The sequence below is a fragment of the Bradyrhizobium sp. CCBAU 45394 genome (assembly GCF_028128655.1).
Lineage (GTDB): Bacteria > Pseudomonadota > Alphaproteobacteria > Rhizobiales > Xanthobacteraceae > Bradyrhizobium > Bradyrhizobium diazoefficiens.
In genome coordinates, this window is record NZ_LBIX01000165.1 from 79,717 (window position 1) to 91,979 (window position 12,263).

Genomic DNA, 12,263 nt, shown 5'->3' on the forward strand with positions numbered 1-12,263 from the left:
GTCCGCCGTTTGCAGAAGTCGACGGTTTCGACTTCGAGGAAATAGAGGACGAATCTCCCGGAAGTCTGCATCCAGCGCATGATCTAAGTTGGCAATTCGTCGCTCGAGATAAATTCGCTCATCTTTCAGGCGTAGTGCACGCAAACTTGGTGAAATACTGCGTGGCTCGTGGAGTAGGCTCCCGCGCGGGCGACAACCACCCTGTGCGAGCGGGCGCACAACTGGCAGCATTCAGTTGAAAGCAGAGCCAAATTGGGTTAAATCATCCGCAGGGCGCATTTTCGCCTAACAATACTTGCCGGTTGTACGGCCATTTCTGGGGTATCAGAAGCGGGCTACCCCAACAAGGATTTTGGGGAGTATGGGCATGTCGATCGCCGACGAATTTCACGAGACCCGCCCGTATGGTCTGACCTCCAAGGAGACGCAATGTCTTCACTGGTGCAAGGAGGGAAAGACCAACTGGGAGATTGGTGAAATCCTAGCCATTTCTGAAAAGACGGTGGAGTTTCACCTCGCGAACACAATGCGGAAACTTGGCGCTGGCAACCGTATTTCAGCGGTGATCACCGGCATCAAGAGCGGCCTCATCCGGCTCTAGGCGAGGCAGCTCAACGAGGGTTGCAAGAGTTTCAACTCCCATTGGGAGCCCCTTTCGAACGCTCAATCTGCACCACGCGCTCCACTCGTGCGCGTCCTGATCCAGGAGCAGCCAAGCATCTGCTGCTGCGCAAGCTCGAGGATCGGAAATGCCGTCTGAGCTGGACCCAATTCGGGTACACGCGCAGACTTGGGCACTCGGGCCAACCGCGCTGCAACGTTTCGGTAAGCTGTGGCAACCAATCCCGTCATGAAACGGTCAGCGAGCTCGCTTCCAGGAGTTCGCCATGAGAATCCATTCCCGTAGGCGCGAGCAGGTATCCCGCACCATTCCGCCAGACAGCTCGCGACGGCAGGCGAATGGCTAAAATTCCCCCTGCAACATCTCGCCTTCTCGAATCGATCAATATCTCACCCAGTTTCTTTCGGTTGCCGCCATACAGTTGAGGCAAGGATATTTCGCATATCCAGAAGTTTGGAGGCAGACTGTTCATAAAGCTTCTGAAGGAATGCGGCTCTTTCTCACCGGGAGAAATCCAGGTCGGAACGGGCTCGCCTGTAGACTGGATCTTGTCATCGAGCTTCTGGAGGTGGATTTGGTAGTCTTGCGAAGAAATGAAGGTCGTTCTGAGAACGACGTAGCTCCCGTTGTTGCAGAGATAATCCCACCAGCGTCCTGTACCGGGATTGACCTCCGCGACGCGCCTCAGCCAAACGCCGAGATACTGTCCAGCCAGCTGCTCGGCGTACACAGGAGAAACCTTCACCTGAGGCGTCCAGATGGGAGCGACGACGAGCCGTGGCTTCATGCCTGTCGTCGCGGCGCGACCAAGCTCTTCTGCAAGCCAAGCGCGTGACATGCAGAAGTAAGGTCCGAGCTCGGTATCGTGAACGATGACATGGTCGATCCACTGGCTGCTCGAGAACCATCCGGATTGCCTCTTCGGACGCGAGATCGAACCGCCTGGATGCCATTCGTCCGTATTCAGCGTGTAGCCGAGAATCGGGATTATCCGGTCCTGGTTTCCCTTGCCCGAAACAACGAGCAACGGAGGATTACCGGATTCGATGAACGAGCAGATGGCCGTCCAGACGTCGTCAGCGCTCGCGGTGCCGTCGATCTCGTAGAGATTGTATCCATAACCGCGGTTCTTCAGCGTCTTGACGATGACATCAGCGATGCCTTTGGGGTGCGCAGCCTTCGACAGCTTATCGTCGTCGACTGAGCTGGTGCCTTCGATTGACCGGATCGCGATCCTCAAGGCCGCCTGGACGCTGCCTCTGCTCACCCCATTCTCTTGGCAGTAGTAGGCGCCGGCGACTGCATAGTGACATCCAGCGGTCGTCCGATAGAACGTCTGCGCTTTGGGAACGCAACGGTTGACCAGGGAGGTTTCGTGCCCGTGCTCCCAACGCGCTGGCACGCGCATGATGGCATCGAACACATAACTTTTCGGCCCTGACGGCAATGGGTAAGTGAGGACGACGACCTGACCTATCATGTGGTCGGGTTGTCCCTCTGTCTGATCGGGCAAAGGCAAGACGCGCAGGAAAGATATCGCGGTGGCGGTTACGACGCCGCCGCTCGAAAGCTTCTTCCTCAGCCCCTCGATCTCGCGGCGGACATCCTCGCGCTCAAGCGCGTCCTCTATCAGGACCGCAGAAACCCCCATTTTCCGTGCCAGCGTGCAAATGCGGTTAAGCGGCGCCGCCCGCTGCTCACTTGCCCCCCCGGCCCAGTATCGCTGTACCACGTCAAAATAGAATGAAAATTCGCCCTCGATCCTTTCGGTCGGCGTTGTTTTCTTCGTCCATCGTTTGCGGCGTTTTTCGGCCATCCCCAGTCAAATCCCCAAAATAGAAGCAAAAACAAGAAGTTAACGAATTGTTAAGAGGGTTCCTTCACTGTAATGTGCGGAAAATGCTCGCCAGCGTACGGCTTGCACCGGCGCCACAGCGCGTTTATTTCCCTGCAATCCGCCGCGGACGGGCTGTCACTTTGCGAATCGAGCGGTTAAAGTCGCGCATTCGGAGCGAATCATGAATTTCAAGAGTATTAAATCGGCCCAAGCGCGCGATTCCAATACCTCCGCATTTGAAAGCACGCCGGTCAAGCCGCCGAAGCTCAGCGAAAGAGCCACCCAACAGGTGGAGCGTATCCAACGCTGGGAGGACGATTCCGCGAGGAAGTCGATTCATCTCGACGACTGAGGTCTCTGCTTCCCTGACCTGGGTTGGCCTGTCGGACGGGAGGTCCACCAGTAGCATTCGCCTTCTCCGGCGAGCGCTGTGTCCCAGGACGCGAGCGTGGACCTTACATGCATGATCTTCAGCGGCTCGACTGCGAGCGGCAGTGCGGCATCTAGAATCCCCATTAAAACTCGAGCCTTATCTGCGAATTCGACGAGGAAAAGAAACGCGCTCTTCGGATCGTCGGCAGCCCGCGAGGCGAACCAGTTAGGTGCCAGTTCCCTTGGTTTGACCGAGAACAATGGCTGGATGCTGACCATGAATTTCCTGACCCGGGCCATATAGTCCTGATCGCGTACCCCTGCCGGCCCGGCACCGAGTGCCTCCACTAGCGCCTCGCGCGCGGGCCGGTGCAGTTCTGGCGTTTGTCCCCGCAACAGAAGCGCCTCGAGAGTTGGATCAGAAGAGGCGTGCTGCCCCACTCGCACTGTCGCCTTCGTACTTCCGAACGATAACTTGAGGAATTCATCACTTCCGCGTCCATCGAGCCGGTCGATCTGCTCCTGAACGGATCTGAGAGCATTCGTGGTAGGGGCGTGAGACTGAGAGCGAAATACAGTTTGGGACCCGACGCGTATGATGTCCTGATTGGACGCCCCGATCCTCTCGGCAAAATTGCGCTGAAGCGTAACAACCGATCCGAGATCGAGTGTCCATTCCAGGAGCCGCGACCCCCAACGTCCTCGCTGGAGATGGAGCCTCGTTATCGACGTGAAGGGGGAGGACGTGGCGAAAACGGGCTTCGGCAGGATCTCGCTTTCGCACAGGCCCTCCACGATCGCGGTCAGGGAGACCAAATCATCTAACGCGCCGGATCTGGAGTTCGTCGCATGGACCCTGCGTAGCAGTTTTATCAGCGTCCCGAAGGCGGGTTTGGCGCCGATGAAGCCGTCAGGGTAGGACATCAATGCGAGACCCGTTACCCAATAGAGTCGCCGCTCCAATTCGGAGGAGCGAATTGCCCCGTCTTGAGGTACGGCGAGGTTCAGCTCGTGGGCGATCGCCTGGATGTCGGCCTCGCCGGCGTTCCATTCCGCGCTTTCTGCGAGCGCCCGCAGCACGAATGTGGGAGGCCGCCCAGGATGACCGAACCGCCGCCTGCGCCAGAGATTGAGCGCCACAGCCGGATCGCCGCTCTCCGCCAGCCGATCTCCTTCGCCGGGGCGGCGAAGATCGCCGGCGATGAAACTTTCCCAAAGATCGTCTGGCAATTCTTTCAGGGCCTGCTCGGCCGAGATCGAATTGCGGATCACGGCCTTCCTGCCGCGGCTAGTTCCGCCCTCGAAATCGAGCACTCCGACGAACGTACGTGCGATGTCCGGATAGTCCTCAAGATGCCGTCGCAAGAAGGGACCGGTGCCGGAAAAATTATACCCGTCCAAAAGAGCTAGATCTTCCTTTGTATCGACCCGCATAAGCAAATGATAGGCGAGCGCAGCACGGTCGGAGATCATCCGCGATTTCGCATGATGGAGTATCGCTGCCAGCCGCACGCGCTTGACCTCGGCGCCGCGCTGGCGATCGGCTGACATCAGTTTCAGCATCAGGCGTCTGACATCCGGTCTTTGCACCAGGGCGCCTTTTTCCAGGTGAACGAGCCAGGATGCTGAGGCAAGCTCATCGAAGATCTTCCTTGCCCTCTTCTCCGACATGCGAGCCTCGCCTTTCAGCGGCCCCAGAACGCGGCGTATCAGGATAGGAGTGAGTTGCGGCAAAACCAAACCGGGATGGGCATATGATCGAGCATCCTCCGATTTCAGATGCTTCAGGAAGCGATCATAGAGCACTCCCTGCAGAAGCTCCTGAGGTATAGCGTTCGATCTGACATCTTCCGCGATCGCCTGCACTTCGCCGACACCATCACCCATCTTGACGAGCTTGCGAATGAGTGAGAGCACCAGGGGATTTCCGCCGAGCGCCTTGTGCAGTGAGGCCGCAACGTGCGGCGGAATATCGGCCGAAGTGAGCATGCGGCAGGCATCGGCTTCAGAGAGCTCGTCGAGATGCATCACCATTGGCCTGCGCCAAGCGAGAATCTTGTCGAGATTGTGCGAGGCTGGATCGCTTCGACCGGCTACAACAAGGCGCACCGCGTACGCGCCGGCGACATTGATCAATCTATCAATCCATCGCCTCAATCCGCGGAGCGTAGCGTCGCCAGCCGTCTCAACATTTTCGAATGTGTCCAGGACGATCAGGAGAACACGACGCTCTACCTTCAGCCGCGTCAGAGACTTGGCTAAAAGCAACATTCCATCCTGTGTACTCCTTTCGCGCGAGCTGTAGGCTGGATCAGTCAGACGCCGGTGAAGTAGGCTGCGCAAGTCATCCCGCCTGGATTTGAGATCCGCGTCCATTTCCTGATCCATGGTCCCGACTTGACGCAGGAGCTCCATCGTCAGCGTCAACGTATCGACCACAGACAAATCACCGCGATCAAAATCCAGGTGTACCGGGACAATCCGCGAGTCGCGCTCGCGCATGACATGCGCCAGGAGCGCCGCAATCAGTGTTGATTTTCCAATACCGCCTGTTCCCCACAGCAAGGCGGTGGACGCCTTATATTTGCGGTGATCGGATCTAATGAACCGGAGCAGGTTCTCGAGCTCCGCGTCGCGTCCGATGACCCCCTCGCCTATAAAACGATGGAATTCCTCTATGCGCGTCCTAAGCGCCAAGTGACGCCTTATCTCAGCTGTCGGCGGTATGCTCGTGCTCAAGCCCGCCACAGCAGGTTCGATCGCAATCAGTGCGCGCAGCTCATCGGACGCAAGGGAATCGAGGGCAAAAGGGGTGCCGAAAACGCGGATGAGAGCCTCGGTGATCTGGTCGGGGGCGGAAATCGCCTGCAGAGCAGAATAGATGATCTCCGCGCTATGCATCGCGAGCTGAACGCGCCTGGAGACGTCTGAAAGTAGCCAGAGGCCCTGCTCGTCTCCGGCGCCGGCGTCGCATTCGTCGGCGACGAGATCGAGAACATCGCCCCAATGCGTTCGGTCGATGTCCAATTGCGCGAGCAAGACCGCGGGATCGGTTCTCCCGCGCAGCGCCAACGCGAACCTCAAGCGGTCAGCGTTAGTTGTTAGTGATGAGGCGGTCCTTATTTGGCCCTGGCCGAAGGCGTTCTCCATCAGGCTGGCGAACGAACCGTCTGTGAGGGCGCGCTGGAAACCGGTCGGATTCATGACGATCTGCCTGCAAGGTTCATTGCCTGCAGAAAACTCAGGGTCTTGGTGAAGCGTGTGCGGCCGGCAGTCCCCGCGACGACGGCCTCCCAGACTTCCTTCCCGGCGGCTATATCTGCCGCTTTGTCTTCCGTGCGCACCTGGTTGGCCTCAATGAAATCCTGCACGTCTGGCCAGGCGAGTTCGGGAACGGTCTCGGTGAACGGACCAGCCTTTGAAAAGATCGCATGAAACTCGGCTTGGCGTCCTTCTGAGATTCCGGCGACCACCATCCTCATCCAGTCTCGCTGCAACGCTTCGTTCATGAAGGCCATCCAGTCCTCCTCGCGCCCTGTCAGCCAACCTTCGTCCTTGCCGAAGTCGACGAACAACCAGAGGCGGCTTTTTGCACCCTCGCTGGTCGTGAGCAGGCGATCCAGCGTCTCCAGCCCTTTCGGGATGAGATCATGGCGCAACAAACCAATATCGGGACGGGTCGCCGTGCGAAAGGGATCGTCCTCGGAAATGCCGGCTGCGACCGCGAGTCGCTCGAAAAGATTGGGAATGCTCGTCAACCTCGCGACCTCAGGTGCGATTGATACGAAGATGTCGGGAGCATCGGAGAGCTTGGCGCGCATCAAGGCTCCGGTAAAAGTCTTGCCGCAGCCCTCGGGAGCGGAAACGAGCGCCAGCCGCTCGGTGCTGCCCTCGATTGCCGCGCGGCGGACCCAGTTCTGAAACTCGGTTCTGCCAAGGATTGGATGATCCGATCTGACATCGGGGAAACCAAGACTCTTCCATGACTCGCTGGCCTGCGACGCAGCTAACCAGCGCAGCCGCCGCGACCGCGGCGACAAGGGATCATCGCTCAACTGTCTGATCTTGCGCCTGATGGGCAACATGTGCACGGACCGATTGTAGGTAGATCCGCTCGATCGGACCGTTCCTTCATGGATGCCTACCACGCGAGCCAGCTTATCGAGGCACGCCCCGCCAGACATTCCATCGGCAGTGTTCACGGTATGGTGCAACCTGCCCGTCCGTCTGCGGTGTTCGTGCAGTGTCCCGCTATGAAACCGGCACAATGTGCCACCCGCATGACCGACAACCACCAACGTCGTATTCATTTGAGCATCAGCAGGCTCATCGATGTCGAGGATTCCGATCTTATCCCCGATCTTCTCGTCGATGCGCACGAGCGCGAAATCGTGATTTTTGGCCGCAAGCTCCAGGTTTGTGGCGTCGAGATCGCGAGGCGGTTTGCCGCACGGTTCGCTCGCTGCAACAAGCCATTTGCGTGCGAATTTCGTGACCCGGGGCTGTTTGGGGGCAACTCGCCCGCCAAGGTTCCAGAATTCCACCTGAACCCCGTCGGCTGCGCCTGTGATCTCCTCTGCTGGGTTCTTCTCGAAATCGATCATGCCCCAGATCACGTGGGCGGCGGTCATGATCAGGTCTGCCCCGACCAGAAAGCACGTACCAATGTATTCCGGGTCACGCCTATCGTCGCGGATGACTCCGATCATTGGTTGAACCTTGCCCACAACGTTGGCGATTTCGACGCTTTGCAGGCCGCCGCTGTCAGGAAAGACAGTCTGATGCAACCCCTTCTCGACCTTCAGGATAACCTCTGTCGGAACAACGGTTCTGAGATCGTCTTGATTTGGAAGATTGAAGCTGATCTCGGCCAGCAGTTTCTCAAAAAAACCATTCTCGACCGCAATGCGGATGCATTCCTTGATGGCGGACAGAAAGTCCCTGTCACTCAAGGCATAAACTGTAGCGAAGACACGGCTCCTGCTTTCGCGCCCAAGCGTGTCGAACGAGCGCCCGAAGACCTCAGGTGCCATGCCGCCATGGTCGTGAATCAACTGGGCTACTGAGGCGATATCGTCGGCCGATAGAGTCACTTGCGCCATTTCCTGAGCGTCTGCATAGCGCAATCGAGGTCCGTTCCGATCGAGGCGAGGAATTCGGCCTGGTTGGTGACGAAAGTCGTCCCAGACACATGTACCCCGATTGCCGGCTGATCCTCGTCCTTCCAGGCGATCACCGGAGATCCAGAATTTCCGCCGGCTGTCGTCGCGTCATGACCGAAAGTGGTGGCGTCGGAATGTAACTCAGGCTGCCGCTTGGGAAGACCGGGCGCCAGACGCTTTACTCCCTGAGCTCCCCCAGTCAGGTGATGTCTCACCCATTCCCAATCAACCGAATGCCCATCTGGCACAGAGCGCGGTGGCGAGAACCTTGCAGGGAACCCGATCACACAGAGCGAGCCCGGGATCGGCTTTCCTCCCGGAGGCACAACCAAGCGAGTGCCGATTTGTGCTGGCACCTCGGCCTCGGCGTGATCAGCATCCTCCGCTTCCTTCAACGGACGAACGGCGAGCAGAGCTGCGTCTGCTGACGTGCCGACGCGAACGCCGGCCTCGACCTTCAAGAGGTGTCTTGCAGGAGCGTCCGCCTCACCGTCAAAGTCGATACGGACTTCATCACCGAACTCGAAGACGTCAGCCGAGTTCGATCCCTTGCGGCCAACGCGCTTCAAGATCTGGTCGAATACGTGGCCTGCAGTCATCACGATCATCGCCTTGCAATCGATGACGTAACCTGTCCCAAAGAAATCGAGCGGGCCCCCGCCACTGGGTTCGAGGCGCCCCACCGAGCTTGCAAACTGGCGGATTGACTGCACGTCGCCGCGGATATCGTTTGTCCATCTGCCCAGAAAGGGATGGTTTGGATCGACCACGCCGTTACGGAGCACGAACGCAGGTCTTGAGCCATCGAACTGCACGACGGCTTCGAGAGAGCCGATCTCATCATCTGAGAAATTCTCCGGCCCGTCGCCGGCCGCGAGCTTACGTAGCGCATCAGCGCCGTGCCCGATCAGGAGTGATCTGGCTTTGTCGAACTCGCCTCCAGCAGCCGCGCCGCGCCTTTTGGCTTCCAGATCCAATGAGGTCGATACGCGGTGCAGTATAGAGTCGGGTGCAACTGGGACGGGGTGGCTTGCCGCCGGAGCGGCGCTTTCGTGGCCGGCTGGAAGGCTGCCGGACAGCACGTCGCGGATCGCAGACAATTGGTCGAGCTGGGAAGTCATGGCACGGATGAACACCACGCAAACTGGCGGGCCTCAGCAGAGCAGTCTGCCACGTTGCCCGGTCTTTAGGCGACAATCACCCAGTCTAATCATTGGGAGTACTAGGGTTTTCCCCAGTGTTCGCCAAAACGGCGCCCAAACCGGTAGCAGGGCGCTCTGTGCGAATTCGGCTGTGCCTAGGGATTCTCCTAGTTTCGCTTCGTCGGGCCGAGCGCGAGGAAATGGTTCTCTCGCTCGAAGATACGAGGTGCAACAATGGCCCCGAGGATCCGCAAAAACGTTTGGAAGCTCGATCCCCGCGACGAGACATTAGGGTGGTATGCCAAGGCCGTGGCAGCCTTGATCAAGCGTCCCATCGAGGATCCGACCTCGTGGCGATATCTTGCCGCCGTTCACGGCACACCCCAGGGTATGCCCACACCGGCTTCCGCGCGCGGCTATTGGGATCAATGCCAGCACCAGAGCTGGTTCTTCCTCCCATGGCACCGTGGATATCTGGCGAGTTTTGAGGCGGCCATCGCCAAAACTGTCAAGGATCTGGGCGGCCCAGCTGATTGGGCGCTTCCCTTCTGGGATTATAGTGAGAGCCTGTCCATCAACCGCAATGCGAGACTGCTGCCGAGAGCCTTTGTCGAGCGGACGCTGGCGGATGGCAGTCCCAATCCACTCTGGTCACGACGCGCGCAGGCTGTGGGTGGAGACTTTGAACTCGACGAGACGGCCATATCCACGGCGGCCCTCCGCTTCACCAACTTCACCAACTCCAGGCCGGGAGTTCCATCCGGCTTCGGGGGGCCGGTCACGGGCTTCAATCCCGGCGGCGGCGACAATGGCGGCGTAGAGAACGTTCCGCACAATCGTATCCACGTCAAGGTAGGCGGAGATACGGGCTTCATGTCGGATCCCTCGACGGCGGCTCTCGATCCGATCTTCTGGCTGCACCACGCCAACATTGACCGGTTGTGGGAGGTCTGGCGGAATCAGGGGCCCCAGTTCCGCGACCCATCCGACGCGCAATGGCTAACCTCCGTCGTTTTTAAGATGCATGACGGGGACGGTGAGCCTATCACTTTCCGTTGCGTCGACATGCTCGACACCACGAACGTGATGCACGGCTATACTTACGAGGGCGTAGCTGTCGCGCAGGAACCAGAGCTCGAGTCGGTGGAGATGGCGGTGGCTGGTGGATTGAAGCCGGAATTCGGCGGGGAGAGCGAAGGGCCGGTCGTTTTGACCGGACCCAGCACGAATGCAGACGTCGTCTTGGTGCCGCCATCAAGCTTGGAAGCAGTCACCGCGGAGCCGCGCCATGTTTATCTAAATCTTGAGAACATTACAGGCGCGGGAATTCCCGGCGACTATCTCGTCTATGTTGACGTTCCGGATGACAATCACTCGCCGTCGTTCATTGGCGTGATGACGACTTTCGGCCTTGAACGGGCGAGCGACCGGTCTCTAAGTCACGGTGGCAGCGGATTGACCCAGGTGTTTGAGATCACCGAGTTGGCCAACCAGCTCAAGCTATCACAATCCAGTGTTTCTCGTCTCAAGGTCACGTTTGAGCGCGAGGGCTTAAAGCCGGCCGACGCCGAGGCTCCCGCTGAACTAGCCGACTACGCCGGCATCAAGCGCAATGCTCCGACGGTCACGGTCGGCAAGATTTCGCTGTTTTACGACTGATGAGCGACGGCCGCCTCTTTGGCGTTACCCCTCCGCCCGCGTCGGTGCGAGACAGGTTCTCCGCGTTCGAGGTCGCGCGCTTTGTGATACTGCCGTCGGCGCTGGCTTGGGCGATTATCCTCGCCCTCCCCTTCTTCGGGGGACCTACCGACATCTGCACGGCCAGGTCGTCCGGCCAAGATATCGTGTCGCGCTATCTGGTCCCCCAGTTGCTTTGGCTGTTGATGATCAGCGCAATGATGGTGCCGCTTGCGGCCCCACAGATAAAGATCCTTGCAGCCAGAAGTCGGACAGCTCGCCGGGGGCGCTCGGTAGTACTGTTTCTCTTAGGCTTCGTATCCTTGTGGATGTGCGCGGGTCTGTGCCTCACTATAGTCGCCGATATCATTGGATGGCCGCGATCGGGCGATCGTATGGGCTTGTCGGCACTGTATTTCACCGCGGCAATGTGGCAGCTCTCGGATTTGAAAAGGCGTGCCCTCAACAGATGTCACCATGTCGCTCCGGCACGCTCGCTTGGACGGACTGCCGATCGCGACGCCTTCCGCAATGGCGTGCTGCACGCTCGATACTGTGTATCATCCTGTTTTCTGACAATGGCGCCCTTATCCGTGACCAGATTAGGACCTACGGCAATGCTTGCCGTATTCGCAATTCTCCTCGCGGAACGGGCGGATCACACGGCAAAATTTGGACTGTCAGCCTTCGTCCTCCTCTTAATGTGGATGAACGAAATGCTCTAGGTCCTATCGCTTGCGGCCATGTGGCGGCGTAAGGCTTTCGATCAGTTCGATTGCCTCGCGCCTTGTTTTCCGATCGGCAATTTTCAGGAACGCGGCCACGAGGCGATCACTCTCATTGTCGCTGCCGCGGGCGGGGCGAGAGGGGTCAACGAAGAAGTACGAGATCGGCGTCTCGAGAGACTTTGCGATTTCGGCCAATCTGCTGCAGCTGACCCTGTTCTGGCCTGTCTCATACTTTTGGAGCTGCTGAAACGTGATGCCGAGTTGTGCAGCGAGTTTTATCTGCGATACGGAAAGCTCGGTCCTTCGTTTGCGGACTCTGCGGCCAACCACAATGTCGACTGGATGCGGCTTCATCGCCGTCACTCTCCTTTGTTTGTTCGAAGCCATGCCGGTAGGCACAGGGCAGGCAAAACCTCGGCCTTTCCCCAGCTTACTCTTGCGGATCGCTTAGGCCACCATCTCGTCACCGCAACAGCCGATGCAGAGATACACGCAGAATGAATGAACGTTCGAAGGGCACTGGAACGGAGGCATTCCTCTTGGAGGCGATAGGCGTCTGCTATCGGCACAACCCGGACCTAGGCGCTCGCATTGCGAAAATCCTGGGCAGACCGCTACGTGGGGCATCGGAGGTCGCAGCTGGCGTCGATGACATTCGTGCCGCGCTGCGCATGTTCGACTATCTGCAACGGGACAGTCATGGAACGGTCGCCGATAGCGCCA

The 12,263-nt window shown here is 58.7% G+C and carries 9 protein-coding genes; 4 read left to right on the forward strand and 5 right to left on the reverse strand.

Annotated elements, in window-relative coordinates; all coding sequences use genetic code 11:
* The first annotated feature begins 367 nt into the window (after positions 1-367).
* On the forward strand, positions 368-601 hold the full coding sequence (locus tag WN73_RS22610; RefSeq protein WP_271554873.1) for a helix-turn-helix domain-containing protein: 234 nt from the start codon (positions 368-370) through the stop codon (positions 599-601).
* Between the two features lie 247 nt (positions 602-848).
* Here the strand turns inward: WN73_RS22610 and WN73_RS22615 are convergent, their stop codons facing one another.
* Positions 849-2,438 (reverse strand): hypothetical protein, encoded by a 1,590-nt coding sequence (locus WN73_RS22615; protein WP_271554875.1) that lies wholly within the window; start codon positions 2,436-2,438, stop codon positions 849-851.
* 202 nt (positions 2,439-2,640) lie between these two features.
* Here WN73_RS22615 and WN73_RS22620 point away from each other — a divergent pair, with 202 nt between their 5' ends.
* Positions 2,641-2,811, forward strand: a complete 171-nt coding sequence (locus WN73_RS22620) for a hypothetical protein (protein ID WP_271554876.1) — start codon at positions 2,641-2,643, stop codon at positions 2,809-2,811.
* Here WN73_RS22620 and WN73_RS22625 read toward each other — a convergent pair.
* The 3 genes from WN73_RS22625 to WN73_RS22635 are packed head-to-tail and all read right to left on the reverse strand — an operon-like array spanning position 2,796 to position 9,114.
* Positions 2,796-6,035 carry an ATP-binding protein gene (locus tag WN73_RS22625; RefSeq protein ID WP_271554878.1) on the reverse strand — a complete coding sequence of 1,080 codons (3,240 nt, stop codon included), beginning with the start codon at positions 6,033-6,035 and terminating at the stop codon, positions 2,796-2,798. The genes WN73_RS22620 and WN73_RS22625 overlap by 16 nt on opposite strands.
* Positions 6,032-7,957 (reverse strand): trypsin-like serine peptidase, encoded by a 1,926-nt coding sequence (locus WN73_RS22630; protein ID WP_271554880.1) that lies wholly within the window; start codon positions 7,955-7,957, stop codon positions 6,032-6,034. The genes WN73_RS22625 and WN73_RS22630 overlap by 4 nt, the downstream gene beginning before the upstream one ends.
* Positions 7,921-9,114, reverse strand: a complete 1,194-nt coding sequence (locus tag WN73_RS22635) for a trypsin-like peptidase domain-containing protein (RefSeq protein ID WP_271554882.1) — start codon at positions 9,112-9,114, stop codon at positions 7,921-7,923. Before WN73_RS22635 ends, WN73_RS22630 begins: the two co-directional genes overlap by 37 nt.
* 255 nt (positions 9,115-9,369) lie before the next feature.
* Between WN73_RS22635 and WN73_RS22640 the strand changes: the two genes are divergently transcribed.
* Positions 9,370-10,794: a tyrosinase family protein gene (locus WN73_RS22640; RefSeq protein ID WP_271554884.1), complete on the forward strand. Its 1,425-nt coding sequence runs from the start codon at positions 9,370-9,372 to the stop codon at positions 10,792-10,794.
* Positions 10,794-11,537, forward strand: coding sequence for a copper chaperone (locus WN73_RS44740; protein WP_442870123.1), 744 nt, complete (start codon positions 10,794-10,796; stop codon positions 11,535-11,537). The genes WN73_RS22640 and WN73_RS44740 overlap by 1 nt, the downstream gene beginning before the upstream one ends.
* A 3-nt stretch (positions 11,538-11,540) precedes the next feature.
* Here the strand turns inward: WN73_RS44740 and WN73_RS22645 are convergent, their stop codons facing one another.
* The gene (locus WN73_RS22645) at positions 11,541-11,894 is read right to left on the reverse strand and encodes a helix-turn-helix domain-containing protein (protein ID WP_271554886.1); all 354 of its coding nucleotides are present in this window, start codon (positions 11,892-11,894) and stop codon (positions 11,541-11,543) included.
* Positions 11,895-12,263 lie beyond the last annotated feature (369 nt).